This window comes from Methylohalobius crimeensis 10Ki, assembly GCF_000421465.1.
GTDB lineage: Bacteria > Pseudomonadota > Gammaproteobacteria > Methylococcales > Methylothermaceae > Methylohalobius > Methylohalobius crimeensis.
This window is the reverse complement of the sequence record NZ_ATXB01000001.1, coordinates 1,007,276-1,025,228: the sequence shown is the minus strand read 5'-3', so window position 1 is coordinate 1,025,228 and position 17,953 is coordinate 1,007,276. Positions and strand designations below refer to the sequence as shown.

The 17,953-nt window shown below is 58.7% G+C and carries 15 protein-coding genes; 1 reads left to right on the top strand and 14 read right to left on the bottom strand.

All coding sequences use genetic code 11. The features are described from left to right. Window positions 1-5 precede the first annotated feature (5 nt). The 5 genes from H035_RS0105280 to rluC all read right to left on the bottom strand — a co-directional run bounded on the left by H035_RS0105280 (window position 6) and on the right by rluC (window position 4,700). Window positions 6-1,562 carry a methyl-accepting chemotaxis protein gene (locus tag H035_RS0105280; RefSeq protein WP_022947956.1) on the bottom strand — a complete coding sequence of 519 codons (1,557 nt, stop codon included), beginning with the start codon at window positions 1,560-1,562 and terminating at the stop codon, window positions 6-8. 82 nt (window positions 1,563-1,644) lie between these two features. Continuing rightward, window positions 1,645-2,277 (bottom strand): response regulator, encoded by a 633-nt coding sequence (locus H035_RS0105275; RefSeq protein WP_022947955.1) that lies wholly within the window; start codon window positions 2,275-2,277, stop codon window positions 1,645-1,647. Beyond that, window positions 2,246-3,325 (bottom strand): histidine kinase, encoded by a 1,080-nt coding sequence (locus tag H035_RS0105270; RefSeq protein WP_022947954.1) that lies wholly within the window; start codon window positions 3,323-3,325, stop codon window positions 2,246-2,248. The genes H035_RS0105275 and H035_RS0105270 overlap by 32 nt, the downstream gene beginning before the upstream one ends. After that, window positions 3,325-3,738, bottom strand: coding sequence for a hypothetical protein (locus tag H035_RS18295; RefSeq protein ID WP_022947953.1), 414 nt, complete (start codon window positions 3,736-3,738; stop codon window positions 3,325-3,327). Before H035_RS18295 ends, H035_RS0105270 begins: the two co-directional genes overlap by 1 nt. Then, the gene (gene rluC / locus H035_RS0105260; RefSeq protein WP_026596290.1) at window positions 3,735-4,700 is read right to left on the bottom strand and encodes a 23S rRNA pseudouridine(955/2504/2580) synthase RluC; all 966 of its coding nucleotides are present in this window, start codon (window positions 4,698-4,700) and stop codon (window positions 3,735-3,737) included. The genes H035_RS18295 and rluC overlap by 4 nt, the downstream gene beginning before the upstream one ends. A gap of 452 nt (window positions 4,701-5,152) precedes the next feature. Between rluC and H035_RS18290 the strand changes: the two genes are divergently transcribed. Continuing rightward, a complete protein-coding gene (locus H035_RS18290) occupies window positions 5,153-7,480 on the top strand; it encodes an Rne/Rng family ribonuclease (protein WP_022947951.1) in 2,328 nt (775 codons plus the stop codon). Here H035_RS18290 and H035_RS22145 read toward each other — a convergent pair whose 3' ends face one another. The 9 genes from H035_RS22145 to H035_RS18275 form a co-directional block, all read right to left on the bottom strand. Continuing rightward, window positions 7,481-9,130, bottom strand: coding sequence for a flagellar hook-length control protein FliK (locus H035_RS22145; protein ID WP_022947950.1), 1,650 nt, complete (start codon window positions 9,128-9,130; stop codon window positions 7,481-7,483). Window positions 9,131-9,214: 84 nt separating this feature from the next. Beyond that, on the bottom strand, window positions 9,215-9,652 hold the full coding sequence (gene fliJ, locus H035_RS0105245) for a flagellar export protein FliJ (RefSeq protein ID WP_022947949.1): 438 nt from the start codon (window positions 9,650-9,652) through the stop codon (window positions 9,215-9,217). A 12-nt stretch (window positions 9,653-9,664) separates the two neighbouring features. Continuing rightward, window positions 9,665-11,071, bottom strand: coding sequence for a flagellar protein export ATPase FliI (gene fliI, locus H035_RS0105240; protein WP_022947948.1), 1,407 nt, complete (start codon window positions 11,069-11,071; stop codon window positions 9,665-9,667). After that, window positions 11,055-11,909 (bottom strand): flagellar assembly protein FliH, encoded by an 855-nt coding sequence (gene fliH, locus H035_RS20700; RefSeq protein ID WP_022947947.1) that lies wholly within the window; start codon window positions 11,907-11,909, stop codon window positions 11,055-11,057. Before fliH ends, fliI begins: the two co-directional genes overlap by 17 nt. Further along, the gene (fliG, locus tag H035_RS0105230) at window positions 11,896-12,900 is read right to left on the bottom strand and encodes a flagellar motor switch protein FliG (RefSeq protein ID WP_022947946.1); all 1,005 of its coding nucleotides are present in this window, start codon (window positions 12,898-12,900) and stop codon (window positions 11,896-11,898) included. The genes fliH and fliG overlap by 14 nt, the downstream gene beginning before the upstream one ends. After that, window positions 12,887-14,593, bottom strand: coding sequence for a flagellar basal-body MS-ring/collar protein FliF (gene fliF, locus H035_RS0105225; RefSeq protein ID WP_084684936.1), 1,707 nt, complete (start codon window positions 14,591-14,593; stop codon window positions 12,887-12,889). The genes fliG and fliF overlap by 14 nt, the downstream gene beginning before the upstream one ends. 113 nt (window positions 14,594-14,706) lie before the next feature. Next, the gene (fliE, locus tag H035_RS0105220) at window positions 14,707-15,021 is read right to left on the bottom strand and encodes a flagellar hook-basal body complex protein FliE (RefSeq protein WP_022947944.1); all 315 of its coding nucleotides are present in this window, start codon (window positions 15,019-15,021) and stop codon (window positions 14,707-14,709) included. 159 nt (window positions 15,022-15,180) lie between these two features. Beyond that, window positions 15,181-16,599: a sigma-54-dependent transcriptional regulator gene (locus tag H035_RS0105215; protein WP_022947943.1), complete on the bottom strand. Its 1,419-nt coding sequence runs from the start codon at window positions 16,597-16,599 to the stop codon at window positions 15,181-15,183. A gap of 3 nt (window positions 16,600-16,602) precedes the next feature. Beyond that, entirely contained in the window at window positions 16,603-17,880 is a 1,278-nt protein-coding gene (locus H035_RS18275) for a sensor histidine kinase (protein ID WP_022947942.1), read from the bottom strand. Window positions 17,881-17,953 lie beyond the last annotated feature (73 nt).

The following is a 17,953-nucleotide window of genomic DNA, read 5'->3' as shown; positions in this document are numbered from 1 at the left end:
ATACTTTAGATTCGAAACCTTCTTGCCAAGTTTCGCAATTCGATGGCCAAGTGGGTCAAATCATCGCTGGCGGACGCCGTTGACTCGGCCTCACCGGCAATCCGGTCGGTTACTTGATGAATTTCCTCCACACTGCGTTTGATTTCATCGGATACGTGAGACTGCTGTTCCACGGCGCTGGCTACTTGGAGATTTCTATCCTTGATATCGACGATCCGCTCGATCACCCGACTCAAATTATCGGCCGCGGACTCCGCCCGGCTGACGCCCTGTTGTGCTTGTTCCCGACTGGCGCCCATCACCTGGACGGCTTGCCGCGAACCTTCTTGCAAGCGTTCCACCAATTGCTGAATTTCATGGGTGGAATTTTGCGTACTGGAGGCCAATTTACGCACCTCGTCCGCCACCACCGCGAATCCGCGCCCTTGCTCTCCGGCTCGGGCCGCCTCGATGGCGGCATTGAGGGCCAAAAGATTGGTCTGATCGGCAATATCGCGAATCACGCCCACCACCATGCCGATGGCATCGCTCTCCTCTTCCAATTGTCGAATCACCGCTGCAGCTTGCTCTATCTCATCGGCCAAAACGGTGATCACTTGCGCGCTCTCCCGACTGGTATCGACCCCTTCCTCAATCACGTCATTGGCGTTTTCCGCCACATCCGCCGCATGCGCAGCGTTTTCAGCGATATTATGGATGGTCTGATTCATTTCATCCATGGCACGGACCAAAACATTGGTGGAATCCCGCTGACCTTGCAAGATCCGACTGGTGTTCTCGGACGCCGTGTGATTTTGTTCGGCCCTCGCCGCCATTTGCCGGGCCATTTCCTCGAAGCGCCCCTGCATGGTGCGTATCCGCGCCTGCATGGCCAAAAACGCAGTCTCCAGTTGCGCGGCCTCGTCGCCGCGTCCGGTATATACCAAACAAGCGACGGGATCGTCGATAAACCGGCGCGACCGGGTCACGACTTTTTGCAGCGGCGCCGAGACATAGCTGCACAGGCCCCAAGCTGCAATCGCGGTAAATATCCATGCTGACCAAAACCAGACCGGCGATCCCCACTGATAAGCGGCGGCAGGGAAAAGCAGCAAAATGCCAAAGCCGAGACTCGGTTTTCCACCCATTCCCAGCCGCCAACGCGGCAATGATTTACCTGCGCGGATTCGCCGGTATAAATTTTCAGCGCGGTGTTTCCACTCGCTTCTGGGACACACTCTAACCGATTCATAGCCGGTGATTTGCCCATCTTCGATGAGAGGAGTCACGAATGCATCAACCCAATAATGATCACCGTTCTTGCAACGGTTTTTAACCAATCCCATCCAAGATTTGCCCGCCCGAATCGTATCCCAGAGGATTTGGAACGCCTCCGGAGGCATATCGGGATGACGGATGATATTGTGGGCCTTGCCCATCAACTCTTCTTCAGAAAACCCGGCGATCTCGATGAAATCGCGGTTGACATGAGTAATCCGGCCTTTGAGATCGGTGCTGGATATGAGTTCCCGCTCATCGCCGAAATGCCTTTCCTGGTTGGTGACCGGCAAATTGCGCCGCATGTAGCCCCCTTCAAACTGAATATCCCGTTAATTTATATGGGAATTATGGAAGAAGGCACGGCGATTGCTATAAGAAATATCCTTAAATTTCAGGTTCCACCAAGCCGCAACGAACCGCCAATAAAACCAGATGGGCAATATTGGGAAGATCGAGCTTTTTCAAAATCCGGGTCTGATGGACGCCCACCGTTTTGGAACTTAAGTGGAGCAAGCTTGCAATCTCGTTCACCGACCGACCCTGGGCCAATAGTTGAAACACTTCGAATTCACGCGCCGTCAAACGCTGGAGCAGTTCATGGGGAGGGAAGGAAACCGCTTGTTCCAGACGCGATTCCACGTATCGCTCACCTTGCATCACGCGGCGCACTGCTTCCATCAATATCGGCGGACCGCAGCGCTTGCTGAGATAGCCCCGGGCCCCTGCTTCCAAGGATTTTCTTACGAGAAGAGGGTTATCGTGAATGGTGAATACGAGCACCTTGGCATCCGCAAGCCGTTGCCGGATCCGCCTAAGCACCGCCAGGCCGCTCACGTCCGGCAGACTGATGTCGAGCACGGTGATATCGGGCCGACAGGCAATGAAGGCCTGATACGCCTCGCTGCCATCGCTGGCCTCGGCCACCACCTCGGTATCCGGCGCGCTTTTCAAATAACACCGGTAACCCTGGCGCACCACCGGATGATCATCCACCAACAGCAGCCGAATCGGCCTCATACGAATCCTTCAAAGGCAATTCAATCGCCACGCAAACTCCTTGATTGAGAGGGCTTTCGAGCAAAAAAGTCCCGCCCAGCGCCTCTACCCGTTCCCGCATGCCCGCAAGGCCTAATCCTTTAGGAGAAAGCTGCACCGGCAAGCCCTTTCCGTCATCGCAAACCGTCAAATGGACAACTCGGCGATCGCGGGGCGGGGGAAAATAGCGTCGGCATAAATTTCGGGGAGAATCGGGCAAATGGCATATACATATTTTCACCTGGCGAGCTTCAGCGTGGCGGATCACATTGGTCAAGCATTCTTGCACGAGCCGATACAAGGCGAGTTCCCGCTCCTCATCCATTTCCTCGAGACTGCCGTAAATCTCCAATCCGAACGTCATCCCGGGATATTGACTCTGGTATTCTTCGATGAGCCCCCTCAGCGCTTCCTCCAGACCCAAATGATCCAGAAGTTCCGGGCGCAATCGATGTATCATGCCACGCACCACACAATAAAGATGATCCATCAATTGGTTGATGATATCGATCTGGCGTTGGAGCTGCGGCTGATTGTTGCCAAAAACAGCCAAGCAATCCAGATTCGCCCGCAAGGCGGCCAGGTATTGCCCCAGCTCGTCGTGCAATTCCCGGGACAAATAGCGTCGCTCCTCTTCTTGCAAGGAAAACAGCCGCCGAGTCAGACGCTGATTTTCCTCCAACAAAACCTTGAGTATTCGCGAACGCGTGACCGCACCCATGAATTCCCCCAGCCGGTTCACTACCGGGAGATACCAACAATCCAACTCTTCCATGCGCCGATACACTCGCGCGAGAGGCGTGTTTTCGGGTACGGGAGACGGCGCTAGCTTGGGAAGCAGATCGGCAAAAATCCGGTGCGGTTGTTCCGCAATTTCCTTGGCCGAAACCAAACCCAGGAAGCGTTGGGGATCGTCCACGGCAAATACCGCGTATACGGTTTTCGCGAGGTCCTGATCAATTTGAGGACGCGCCTCCTCCGATACGCACACCAACCGGGTTGTCAGGGCATCGCTTGCGGTAAGGAACATCAATCGGTTTCCGGATTATGATTTTCGGTTCGCTCCCGATCGATCATCCGAGCATCGAATAAAACTTCCGTATCGATTTCCAAATGCAAAATCTCCTCCTCTCCCATCATCGGTTTGACCTGCTCCAGAACGAAGGCGATCAGTTCCTGCCGAGGAAAGCGTCGCAGTACCGCCTGACGCACGATAATGTCGCTGATCACCTCGTCGTCCAGCTCGATATGGACGAAAGGGGTCGCCATCAATAAGTGCAGCGCTTTGCGAATCGCATAACAGCCGATGGAGGCTTTGCGACCCAGCACCACCCCATGGCGGACCGGAGGAATCTGGAACTCTCGGACTTTAATGTGTACCTGGCGCTTGGTCCGTAAGTTTTTATCCGAATTTTTTGTCCGAGCGTCGGTTTTCCCATTCATGATCTTGCCTTCTTCAACGCTTCCAGCAAATACTCCAACTCCGCATCCAGCGGGGCCTCCAAGCGGAGGCGGGAACCATCGGCCGGATGCGGCAATTCCAAACGCCAGGCGTGTAAAAACAAGCGTTTGAGCCCCTTTCCCCGCCAACGGCGATTGGCTTCTTCGTCGCCGTAGCGGGTATCGCCGAGGATGGGATGTCCCAAGTAGGCGGCATGCACCCGAATCTGATGCGTCCGCCCGGTCAGCAGCCGAGCCTCCACCAGGGTGGCCTCCGTGAACCGCTCCAAGGTCCGAAATTCGGTCCGGGACGGTTTTCCCTCCCGATCTACCTTGACGAATCGCTCCCCGCCGCGGAGCACGAATTTACGCAGCGACACGTCGACCATCTCCCGAGGCCGCCGCCAAACGCCGTTCAACAAGGCGAGATAGCGCTTGTCCACCCGGTCTTCGCGGAAAATCCGATGCAATTCCCGCAATGCCTGTTTTCGCTTGGCGATCAAAAGACAACCGGAAGTGTCCTTGTCGAGTCGGTGGACCAATTCCAAAAACCGCGCCTCCGGCCGAACCTGGCGCAAGCCTTCGATCACGCCTCCCTGAAGCCCGCTTCCGCCGTGAACGGGCATGCCCGAAGGCTTATTGATCGCCAGCAACTCGTCGTCTTCGTACAGGATGCACTCTTCCAATCGCCTTCCCATCATCTGGATCTCGGGACTTTCCTCCTCTCGCGCCCGGGCGGGAAGCGTCATCGGCGGCAAGCGGATCCGATCTCCGGCGCGCAGCCGGTAATGCGCCTTGATCCGCCCCTTATTGACTCGCACCTCTCCTTTACGCAATAAGCGGTAAATCCGGCTTTTGGGCATCCCTTTCAGCCGAGTGATTAGAAAATTATCAATTCGCTGTCCCGAGTCATGGGTATCGATCTCGATGAATCGCGGCCCGTTTTCTTTGGCTTGCTCAGTCATGTCCACCTTGTGGCCTTCCCGAAGGGGATGCATGGATTTTGCGCTTTCCCGCGTTTATAATGAATACTACGATGCGTCATTGATTCCTCACCATAATATACTTGATGAAACGACTCGACCGGGCACCCAGACAACCGGGAGTGGCACCGGCAGGGGGCCCGGGCGGAGCTTCTACCCTCCCTGCCCAGAACAAAGCGCCGATCCTCGAGTCATAAAAGAATAAAGCCTGTGACAAAAGGCGCAAATCGATTTTTATTGGGTTCAAATCATCACCTGGATAAACAAACATATAATACGAATGAAAGAAACCTCTGGAAGCAGGGTCAAGCGGAGAACTCCAGGGCATGGTTCGAGCGCGCCCGACAAAGCTGCGCTCACCACTCTTTCCGCGGACGCCATTCCGTCCCTACCCGCTTCCAACTCATTCGCTCGGACGCAAAAGGAATATCAGAATGAAAAGAATGCTTATCAATGCGACGCAGCCGGAAGAGCTGCGCGTCGCTCTGGTAGACGGCCAAAAGCTTTACGATTTCGACATCGAGGTTCCCTCCCGAGATCAAAAGAAAGCCAACATCTATAAGGGCACCATCACTCGGATCGAACCCAGCCTGGAAGCGGTATTCGTCAACTACGGCGCGGACCGCCACGGCTTCCTGCCGTTCAAGGAAATCGCGCCGGTCTATTTTTCCCATCCGCTAGGCCCGGATCAAAGTCGATCCGAGATCAAGGATTTGATCCGCGAAGGCCAGGAATTGGTCATCCAAATCGAGAAGGAAGAGCGCGGCAACAAAGGCGCCGCCCTGACCACCTATATCGCCTTGGCCGGCAGTTATCTGGTGCTGATGCCCAACAATCCCCGGGCCGGCGGCATTTCACGCCGGATCGAGGGAGAGGCCCGTGGCGACCTGCGGGAGATCATCGCTTCTCTCGACCTACCCGAAGGCATGGGCTTGATCGTCCGCACCGCGGCCAGCGGCAAAAGCGCCGAAGAATTGCAGTGGGACCTCAACTACCTGCTGCAGCTTTGGGAAGCCATCGAACGTTCCGCCGAACAGCGGTCGGCACCCTTTTTGATTTTCCAGGAAAGCAACGTCATCATCCGGGCCCTGCGCGACCATTTGCGCGCCAATATCGACGAGATTCTCATCGACAATCCGTCCAATTACCGGATGGTGCGCAACTTCCTCCAGCAAGTCATGCCGCACTTTATCGGCAAGGCCAAACTCTACGAGGATACCGTGCCGCTGTTCAGCCGCTTTCAGATCGAAAGCCAGATCGAACTGGCCTATCAGCACGAAGTGCCTCTGCCTTCGGGCGGAGCGATCGTCATCGATCATACCGAAGCGCTGACCTCCATCGACATCAACTCGGCCCGCGCCACCAAAGGCGGCGACATCGAAGAAACCGCCCTCAACACCAATCTGGAGGCGGCCGAAGAGATTGCCCGCCAGTTGCGTCTCAGGGATCTGGGCGGGCTGTTTGTGATCGACTTCATCGACATGATCTCGATGCGCAACCAACGCGCCGTGGAGCAAAAACTTCGGGAAGCGGTGAAAAGCGATCGGGCCAAGATTCAGACCGGTCGCATCTCGCGCTTCGGCTTGATGGAAATGTCGCGCCAAAGGCTGCGCCCGTCGCTGGGAGAATCCAGCCTCATCCCCTGCCCCCGCTGCCAAGGCCAAGGCACGATTCGCAGCACCGAATCGCTGGCGCTGTCGATCCTGCGCATCGTGGAAGAAGAAGCCATCAAACCCAATACCGGCCGGGTGGTGGTCCAACTTCCATTGGAACCGGCGACCTACCTCCTCAACGAAAAACGCGAGGCGCTGGAGCAAATCGAAAAGCGCCACGAGGTGAGCATCATCATCCTCCCCTCCAAGCACCTGGAAACGCCGGCCTACGAAATCCAACGCATCCGTGCCGGCGAAGAAACCGAGCAGCCCAGCTACACCCACATCCCACAGGAGAAAGGCGAAGTCCCTGCCTTCGTCACCGAAGGTGCGCGTAAGATCGAGCAACCGGCGGTCAGGGATTTCCTTCCCACCACGCCGGCCCCGATCCGCAGCCGGGCTTCTTCGGCCGAACTGATCAAACGGTTTTGGCAGAAGCTCATCGGCGGCGCCCGACCCGCCGAATCCCCGCCGGAACCACCCGCTCCCCAAGCCGCCCTTCCCCCGCCCCGGCGCACCCCGACCCAAGGGCAACCCAATGGCCGACGCCGGGGACGGCGACCTCAGAATCAAAGCCCGCGCCGGGAAAGCGCTCGATCAGCGGCGCCGCCCAAAGCTGCAACCGAAGGAGACAATCTCTCTCCCAAGCTATTGGATTCGGGCAAAGAGGAAAACGGCACGCCGCCCAAACCCCGGAAACGCCCCGGGAACCGTCGCGGTTCGTCCCGGAGACGGCGCGGCGGCCGGCGCCAGAGCCCACGCACGGCACCGGAGCAATCGGCCAATAGCAATCAGCCTCCTGCAGAGTCGGAACACGCGGAAAAGGGCACGCCCGCCACCTCCAAGTCCAAGGAGGTCAACAAGCCGGCATCTGAAGCACCGCCTAAATCCTCGGGAACACCGGCGGAAAAGAACGTGCGCCGGCCGAGGAAAGCCGAGAGGGAGACGGCAGAACCGTCCAAACCTCAAGCAAAGTCGGAGCCGGCGGGCACCAACGAAGCCCCGCCGAAGGGGGAAAAGCAAAAGTCACCGCCCGCCGATTCTTCCAAAGAGAACGCCGACCAGACGGTCAAGCGGGTACCGGAACCGGAACCCGGCGATATGGACTGATCAGGCATAGAGGCTCAACAGGCGGCCGCCGATTTTCACCGACGGCCGCCCGCCCTCTTGGCCTGATTCTGTAGATGCCATATTTTCCGTTTCGCGTCGGTAATGCCGGGGCGAAGAGCCGGACTGCTCCTGCCGGGTCTGGGAATGGTTCCGATCTTCGAAAGACTGTGCGGCCACCTCCACATGATCCAGCTGCAATTGCTGCGTATTGAATAACTCTCGCAAACGCGGCAGCGCCGACTCGATGGCTTCCCGCACCGCCGCATGGGAAGATGCGAATTGAACGCTGGTCTGATCTTCGTGTACTTGAACTCTGACCTCTACCGGTCCCAATTGGGGCGGATTGAGGCGCATCTCGGCGGCCTGAACCGATTTACCGCGCATCCAGATCAGCCGCTGGCCCAACTCGTCGGCCCATTCGGGATGATCCAAGGGACGCTGTAACTCCAGCCCGACGCTCTTCGAATCCGTCGCCGCTCCATTGCCTCCCGGGGCTCCGAGCGCCGGACGCACTGAACCGTCCGCACCCAGGACCGAGGGCTGCTCCATCGACGGGGAATGGCGCAGGGAGGACTTGGTCGCTTCGCTCAAGACAGCGGGCTCTCCGGCGGTTTTGCCGGAATCCGCGTTCCCCTCGCTTTGTTTGCCGATCTCCGTGGCGTCGGCCTTCGCCTCGCCAGCCACATCCCCGGATGAGGAAGACGCGGCTCGAATCGCCTCGAAACCTCGCGCCATCGAGGAGGACGAAGCGCGCTTCTCTTCTCGCACAGTGACCGCATCCTCGGCATCGATCTCCGCTTCAAAATACGCCAGTTCCTGAGCAACCGGGCGGGACACTCGGGCGCCTTCGACCCCGGTCTCGGACGCCCCTTCACCGGCGGCCATCTGGTTTACCAATTCGCGGATTTCCCGCTTGATCCGCTCAATTAGATCGGGTGCATCCGAAAGCGGCAATTCCCCACCGCCAGATGCTCGCTCCTGCATTCCGAGCCTGGCGCTCGATTCATCCGGTAGGCCTCCTGATTGGTGAGATTTTCGCCCCGATTCGATCGCCGCCTCGGCTAACTGACCGACGAGTAAAAGCATTTTCTCGCCGACTTCGCTCTCCTCCTTGACGCTTCCCTCCTCTCCTCGAAACCGACCCGACGATTCCAGGCGATCGCTTAAATCTTTCAGTTTCGCCAGCAAGGCGTCCATTTTGCCAAGCTGTTTCGGAGCGGAGGATTCCGTGACGCCCATGCGGCCTTCCTCGCCGCGAGGCATTTGGCCCGTCTCCCTGGCCGTGGTCACGCTTTGCGCGGACAATCTTTGCAGCGACGCCACCAACTGATCCCGTATCGCCTTCAGATCCTCCAGAAGCATGCCCTTCTCTCCGCCGGGTGCAGAGGAGTCGAGCCGCAACCGGCCCCGCTCGAAGGCTTGTGTCCGGCCATTCATCAACTGCTCGGAAACCATTTTGGCCAGGGACTCGGGGTTCCGCGGATCTTCCTTGCCGGATGCGGCAAACAACCGATTCAAAATACCGTCAAACACCGCTCCAAAGTCTTCCGACTCCGCCCCCGCTTCCTTGGGGACTTCCGAAGATCTTCCCGCTTGAGGCAACCATTCCGTCAAAACCGAAGCCAACCCGCCGCTCAAATCCAATTGCATGATCTCATTCTCCCCAGCGTTTACCCGCCAAAATATAAGCAAACATCAAGCCATTCCCACCTCAAACTTGAAGATGGATCGCGCTCAGTCTCTTTTTTGCCGCTTGATCGCGGCGCGATCGTCCAATTCAACCTGGATTCGCCGCTCCCGCGCCTCTTGCTCTCGGCGGCGCAGATCGGCATGCACCTTTCCGATTCCGCGATGACGGCAATAAATTCGCTGCCAGCGTTGTTCCAAGGCGGCATATTCTTGCCGCAGTTGTTGCAACGCCGCCTCCTGTTCCTCGATCGCCCGCCCCAGATTGCTCAAGAAGGCCCGCAACTCGCCCAAGTGGAGGGCGCTGATGGCTCCCTGTTCCTGTTGGTAGCGTTCAGCATATTCCGTCCGGAAGCGGCATAGGGACTGCAGCTGTGCTTCGGACTCCTGCAATCGACGGCCGACGTCAGCCAGATGCTTGGCGACCTGTTTTTCCTCCCTGGCGGTCAGTTCCGCCAATTGCTCAAGCCGACGAACGCGGGTCATATAACCTCATGCTCAAACAGACAAATCGGCCGGCAATAGGGATTGCAAGGCGGCCGCACTGTCGTTCAAATCCACCGCTTCATTCATACTTTGCTGAAGAAATGGGGTGATCTTCGGTTGCAAAGCGATCGCCTGATCGATGCGCGGGTCGGAGCCCCGTTGATAAGCCCCCACGGCGATCAAATCCCGATTGCGCTGATACAAGCCGTAACATTTCTTGAGCTTCCGGGCGGCCTCGAGCTGCGCCTCCGGAGCGATATCGGCCATTACCCGGCTGATGGAAGCCTCGATGTCGATCGCCGGATAGTGACCCGCCTCCGCCAATTCCCGCGACAACACGATGTGGCCGTCCAGAATCCCGCGGGCGGCGTCGGCGATGGGATCGCTGGCATCGTCCCCCTCCACCAGCACCGTATAAAAGGCGGTGATGGAGCCGGTGCCTTCCTCGCCGCAGCCGGCGCGCTCCACCAGACGCGGGAGCTTGGCGAACACCGAGGGCGGATACCCCTTGGTCGCCGGCGGTTCGTCGATCGCCAGGGCGATCTCCCGCTGGGCCTGGGCGTAGCGAGTCAAGGAATCCATCAACAACAGAACGTCTTTACCCTGGTCGCGAAAATGCTCGGCGATGGCGGTCGCCAAGAACGCACCGTGCAGGCGCATCAAGGGCGGCTGATCGGCGGGAGTGGCCACCACCACCGCGCGCGCCAATCCCTCCGGACCCAAGATCTTGCGTACGAAATCGTTGACTTCCCGCCCCCGCTCACCGATCAAGCCCACCACCACCACATCGGCCGAGGTGAAACGGGTCATCATTCCCAGCAGCACGCTCTTACCCACCCCGGTACCGGCGAATAATCCCAATCGCTGTCCCCGACCCACCGTCAAGAGCGCATTGATGGCCCGAACTCCGACGTCCAGGGGATCTTCCACCGGTTGGCGCAAAAGCGGGTTGAGCGGGCGTCCCTGCAGAGGCCGTGTGACTTCGTAGGCCAGCGGACCTTTTCCGTCGAGGGGATGACCGGCGCCGTCGAGCACCCGCCCCAACAGTCCCGTGCCGACCTTCGCGGCGCAGGCGCTACCGCTGGGAATGACCCGACAGCCGGGCTCCAATCCGTGGACATCGCCTACCGGCATCAGATAGAGACGCTCGTCGGCGAATCCCACCACTTCGGCTTCGATTTTGGCGCGATCGGCGGTTTCCACCCAGCAGCGCTCCCCCACCGGCGCCTGACAACCCACCGCTTCCAGAGTCAACCCCACCATGCGCGACAGTTTGCCCTCCACCGTCACCGAGGGAGGACGCTCCAACCGACCGCGCACCGCCCGAAGCCGCCGGGACCATTCTTGGGTACGCTGGGGAGAAGGCGTTGGCGCCGGACGTTCCACCGTCGGCGTCGGATCCTCAATCGCCGCCGACATTTCCTACCTCCCGATCCTCGGCGCGCTCTCCTCCCAAGGCGGCGGCGATCACCGTCGCCATGCGGGTTTCCACGGTGGCATCGATACGGGACACCTCGGTTTCCACCCGGCAACCTCCCCGGCTAATCAGCGGCTCCTCGACGATCCGCCAGGGCACATTGGCCTCATCGAGATGCAATGCCGATCGAACCAATTCGGCATCCTGGGGATGCATGAACAAGGTCACTTGGCGCTGGGACATGGGAAGTGCGGCCAGCGCTTCCCGCACCACTGCGACGATCTGGCCCGGATCTGTTTTCAATTCCCGCCTCACCAGGTGTTTGGCAACCGTCATCGCCAGCGTGGTCAATTCCTTCTCCACCTGGTCGTCCACCTGGGCCAACGGCTCGCTCAAGGCTCCCATCAACTGGCCCAGATACGCCACCTCGTTGTCCAGCGCCCGCTTCGCCTCCGCCCGGCCTTCCGCCGCTCCTTTTTCTCGACCCTCCCGGTAACCTTGCTGAAAACCCTCGTTATAGCTTTCCTTGTAGCCGTCCTGACTCCCTTTGTCGTAGCCTTCCCGATAGCCGGCCTCGCGTCCCGACCGAACCGCTTCCTCGAAGACCTGTTGGTGCATGGCCGCCAAACCTTCGGAAGCGGCCGACTCGGCCGGAGGTTTTTCCTGCCCTTCCTCGGCGTCGTTCAAATCTTGCCGCAAAATCGCGACAAAATCCTTGGAGAGTTGCGAATCGGAGGGGGAATTCTCCAAGGAAGGGGATTCCGGAACCACTTCCGGCCATTGCAGCGGGGCGGCCGTCTCAATTTCTTCGGAAGAAAATGGGTTCTTAGACGAGCTCATCTCCCCCTCCGCCTAACATGATTTCTCCGGCATCCGCCAAACGCCGGGCGATTTGCAAAATATCCTTCTGGGCCGCTTCCACTTCGCTCAGCTTGGCCGGAGGCGCCGCCTCCAGATCGTCCCGCAGCATTTCCGAGGCCCGCCGCGACATGTTGCCGAAAATTCTTTCCTTGAGGGCTTCGTCGGTTCCCCGCAGGGCCAGCAGCAAGGTATCGGTGGACACCTCGCGCAACAGAGTTTGAGTGCTGCGATCGTCGAATTGGGCCAGATCTTCGAAAACGAACATTTTGTCCTGGATCTGCTGCGCCAAATCGGGCGCTTTTTCCTCCAGTTGCTCCATGATGCCGTTCTCGATCCCGCTTTCGGTGACGTTGAGGATTTCGGCGGCTCTCTCCACACCGCCGATATTGGAAGACTTGAGATTGGTCTTGCCCATCAATTGCTCCTCCATGATCGCATCCAGTTCCTTGAGTGCGTCCGGTTGCACCGCCTCGAGTCCGGCTATCCGCATCACCGTGTCGTAGCGCATGTTGTCGGGCAAATACTCCAGCACCGCCGCGGATTGGCCGGCGTCCAGCAATGACAACAAAATCGCGACGATCTGGGGATGTTCGTTGCGCAGCATTTCGGCGATGGCGCGCGGCTCCATCCACTTAAGCTGCTCGATTCCGCGGCTGTTGCGGTTGAGCAGGATCCGATCGATCAGTAATTGTGCCTCGTCCTCGCCCAAGGCTTCCATGAGGACGCTGCGGATATATTCCTCCGGTCGCACGCCGATGGACGTTTGCCCGCCGATGTGTTCCAGGAACATCTCCACCACTTCCTCTACCGCATCGGTGCGGATATCCTCCAGTCTCGCCATGGCCAGGCTGACCATGTGCACGTCCTTGGGTCCCAGACGCCTCATGACTTGGGCCGCGTTTTTATGCCCGACCGCCAGCATCAACAAACCGGCGCGATCGATTCCGTTTAATTCCTTATTTTCTGCCATCTTCGCTAATCCAGTTCTTGATGACCTGCGCGACCCGATCCGGATCGTTTTCGATCAGGCGATGGACAAATCCGAGCCGCTTTTCATAAGTTTGCGGACCCGTCAGGCGCAGCAATTCCTCGCTCTCCTGCTCCAGGGTCGAAGGCCGATCTTCCTCATCGATTTCACTCTCGACTTCCGCCTTGATCTCGGTTCTCGCCTGCTCGCTCGTTGGTTTTTCCGGCGGCGGAAACAGCGCCCGCAGGAGCGGCCGCAAAACCGCGAATATCAAAATCAATACCACGATCAGAGCCGCCAATTGCTTACCCAGATTCCAGAGCCAGGGCTGTCGCCAAAGCGGTAGCGGCGGCGGGGGGGCAATGGCCTCGTTGCCGCGGAAAGCCACGTTGGTGACCGTCACCTGATCGCCGCGGTCGGCATCATAACCCACCGCCTGCTGCACCAGGGCAACCAGGCTATTGAGTTCTTCCCGAGTATAGGGGCGATGAGTCACTGTGTCGTTTTCCCCGGGCACTTCGATGTTGTCCACCGCCACCGCCACGGTCAGGCGGCGAATCTCGCCGCGGGACTGGCGGATATGATTGATGGTGCGGTCCAATTCGTAATTACGGACGCGCTTCTTATGAAATTCTGTCGGCGCGGATTTTTCCCCCTCGCCGGTTTGTGCCTCGGCGGCGGTCTCTTCCGGGGCGGTGCCCGCCGCCGGTGGCTGATTGGTGAGGGCACCCGGCACGCCTTGCGCACCCTGGTTGCGCGTCTGCCCTTCCTCCAGCTGCTCGCTGCGCAAAGCGGAGGGATCGGGGTTGTAAAGCTCCTCGGTTCGCTCCGCCTTGGTGAAATCGATATCCGCCGCCACCTGGGTTTGCAGAGATTCCCGCCCCACCAGCGGACTCAACAGATTCTCGATCCTTTCGGCAAGGTAGCTCTCCACTTTTTTCTTGTATTCAAACTGCTTGTCGGTGAGGGACAGATCATCCTCGTCCGGCTCGTCGGAATTGAGCAAATGCCCGTATTGGTCGACTACCGTCACCTGTTCCGAAATCAAACGCGGTACGCTGGAAGCGACCAGATGCCCGATCGCCTGCACCTGTTCACGCCCCACCTCATGACCCGGAATCAATTGCAGCACCACCGATGCGCTGGGAGGTTTGCGCTGGCGAACGAAAACCGATTCCTTGGGGAGCGCCAGATGCACCCGCGCCGCCTTTACCCCCTCGAGGGTCATGACGGAACGCGCGATCTCTCCTTCCAAAGCCCGTTGATAGCGGGCCTTTTCCAGCGTCCGACTGGTCCCGAAACCGGATTCCTTTTCCAGGATTTCATAGCCGCCTTCATCCCGGCGAGGTAAACCTTGCGCCGCCAACCGCAGCCGCAGCTCGTGGACCGCGTCCGCCGGCACCATGATGGTTCCGCGGCGGCGGTCGATTTTATAATCCGCCTCAAGCCGGTCCAAGGACTCCAGAATTTCTCCGGCTTGGTCCTCGTTCAAATCGATATAGAGCGGCTTGTAGTCGGGGGTCTGGGCCCACAAAAGTACCGCCACGGCCAAGGCGACAACCACGGCGATGAGTGACACGAACCCCAACTGCCGCTGCCAGGACAGTTCCCGCCAGCTTTGCAGAACCGAATTCGGCGATGGTGATTGGTTGCCTTCCTCCACCGACATCAGCGCCCCTTCCTTGGATCGGGTCATTTGTTTACTCTCCGTGGATGCGGGAACGCCGCTGTGATTGCTGTCCGCCAATTCCATGCTTCACTTTGGTTATCAAGTTTATTCGCCTGTTCGCGGTAGCGACCGGGAAAAGCTCACATTGGCATGTTCATGATGTCCTTGTAGGCTTCCACCAACTTGTTGCGCACCTGGACCATGGCCTGGAAGGATACGTTGGCTTTTTGCAGGGACACCATGACTTCCGCCAAGGGAACATCTTCCTCTCCGCGCTCGAAAGCTTCGCTCAAATTACCCGCCTGTTGCTGGGTTTCATTGACCGTATCGATCGAATCCTTAAGCAGAGCGGAGAAATCCGTTTCGGCCGCTTCCCGGTTGGGCTTGCTCGGTCCCGGCTGATCTTGCAGCACCCGCATTTGCGCCAGAATGCTGTTGATATCGGTTTGACTCATCGGCTTTTACCTCGTCCATACCCGCTTAACTTTTGATGCGCCCCATTCATAGCGCGCACCCTCCGGGCGCCGCTTCGCGGCGTCCCGTTCTGCTCCCGGCAGAACGGTCAGGCATATGTTTCGCAGTTTTCATGCCATCCATATGCGACGCCAAATGCATCAACCCGGCACCGAAACGCCGGCTTCGCGCATTTTGGCGATCTTGTAACGCAGGGTTCGGGGACTGATGCCCAAGCGCTTGGCGGTGGAGCTGCGGCTACCGTTTTCTTCCCTCAGCGTGGTCAAAATAATTCGCTCCTCGGCGCAGCGCACGCTCTCCTCCAATTTAGTCGCTCCGTTTCCACCGCGACCGCCGGCCTCGGAGAGCATGGGTTTTATCCCCTCTACACAGGTGTCGTTTTGATCAAGGATAGTCCGGGAATCCTCGGCCGACACGCAATCCGGCTCGTCGAAGATCAAGTCCGAAGGCCGAATCCGGTCGTCACCGGTCAAAATCAAAGCGCGTTGGATCACATTCTCCAACTCGCGCACGTTGCCAGGCCAGGGATAGGATTGCAGCTTCTTCACCGCCTCCTCCGACAAGGACGGCAAGCGATTGCCGTCGGCATGCCGCTTCAACAACACCTCCGCCAAGGGGACGATATCCCGGCGGCGGTCGCGCAGGGGGGGGATCTGCAGGGGAAATACGTTGATCCGATAAAATAAATCTTCCCGAAATCGACCCGCGGCGACTTCGTCGCGCAAGTTACGGTTGGAGGTCGCCAACACCCGGACGTCCAGCTTCAGGATTTGACGCCCCCCGATCCTTTCCACTTCACGCTCTTGAAGCACCCGCAACAATTTGGCTTGAAGCGCGGGGACCATCTCCGAGATTTCATCCAGGAGAATGGTGCCGCCGTGAGCCATTTCGAGCTTGCCGGGAGTGGATTGGTAAGCACCGGTGAAAGCTCCCTTCTCATAACCGAACAACTCCGCTTCCAGCATCTGATCGGGTATCGCCGCGCAGTTAATGGCGACGAACGGCCTCCCTTGCCGGTAGGAATGCCGGTGCAAATAACGGGCGAGCACCTCCTTGCCGGTGCCGGATTCGCCCAAAATCAGCACCGTCGCATCGGTGGGCGCGACCCGCCGGGCCAACTCGTACATCCGCCGCATGGCCGGAGCGGCCGTCGACTCGCAATGGGAGTGGGTGGATAGGGAAATATAGCGTTCGACCTGCTTTTTCAGCACTTCCGACGAGAACGGCTTGACCAAATAGTCGCAAGCGCCGGCTTGGATGACACGCACCGCCTGCTCGATGGTGCCATAAGCGGTCATCAACAAGACCGGCAACTCCGGCCAGCGGCGTCTAATATTCTGCAACAGGGTGCGTCCGTCCATGGGCGCCATCTTGACGTCGCTGAGCACCAGCTTGACCGGATACTTGTCCAATTGAGCCAAGGCATCGCCCCCGTCCACGGCGCATCGCACCCGATAACCGGCCAATCCCAGGGTGTCGCACAAGGCTTCGCTCAGCGTCCGGTCGTCCTCCACCACCAGGATATCCGATTCAAACCGTTCGGAAGCTGATCCCGTCATCGCTTACCTCCTGTTTCCGGCCCGACCGTCGTGATACCCACCCGGCAGAGGGGCATCTTCCTCCGCCGGCGGCAAGTGGATGTGGAACGCCGCTCCGCCCCCGGGCGAAGTATCGCAGCGCATAAAACCTCCGAGCGCGCGAACGATGCCGTCGACCACCGCCAATCCCAACCCCGTCCCGCTGGCGCGGGTGGTAAAAAAAGGCTCGAAAATACGCGCTCGAACCGCCTCATCCATGCCCTCGCCGTCATCGATCACGCTCAGAACAATCCATTCGCGCGCGCGCTGCGCGCGGATCTCTACCCGGCCGCGTTCGCTTACGGCTTCGAAGGCATTGTTGAGGAGGTTAAGAATCCCCCCCTCCAAAACCTCCGCGTTCCCTCGAAACCGCTCGCCGCCGAAAGTCTGATTGTTGAACACCAACTCGACCGAAGTCGGAACAAAAAGCGGTTCGGCCGCTTGCCGAAGACATTGCAGGAAATCCTCCACCGAAACGCTCTCGGTGGCCAAGCGCCCCTTGCGAGAGTAAATCAGCATGTCGTTGACCTGGCGTTCCAGATGATGAAGGCGATCCACAATCTTGCCGGCGAAACGGCGGCGCCTCTCCTCATCCACTTCATCGCCCTGCAGGTGGGATGCATAGAGAATGGCCGTCGCCAAGGGCGTTCGCACTTGATGGGCCAGTTCCGCGACCATTTCTCCCATGGCCGAGAGGCGCTTATGTTGATCCAGCAATTCCTGCAGGGTACGCATTTCGCTCACGTCGGCGAGCAGCAAAATTTGACCCCGGCCGCTTTCCAAAGAACTTTCCGACTCGAAAAGCTGGGAAGCAGAAATACTGACGGTTCTGCCATTGGTTAAGCGCCGTTCGTGAGGATTGTCGCTTTCCTCGGCGAAACGGCTGGCGCTGATGTCCGTCCAAAACTCTCCCACCAAAGGCGCTCCCAACAATTGCACCGCGGCGGGATTGGATTCGTTGATACGACCTTGGCCATCGAGCACGATCACGCCGCCCGGCAAGACCTCGAGCAAGCGTTGCAGCTTGGTGGCCAACTTCTCCTTTTCGGTCAGCGCTTTTAGGCGCTCGCTCCGGGCCGCGGCCAATTCCCGGTTGAGCCGCGCAACCTGGCCCTCCAGTTCGCGATACGAATCGGTCAAGGTCCGGGAAAGCTGATTGAATAACTCGAAGGCGTCTTGGAGTTTTCTATATTCCGTTTCCTTGCCGTGGCTTCCGTCGGCTATCCGGATTGCCTGTCGTGCCGATTTGCGAAGTTCGATCACCGTCTACTCGCTTATTCGTTCGTCCACTTTCCGAACGTAAATATTGCAAGGACGATGCCAATAAATAAATATA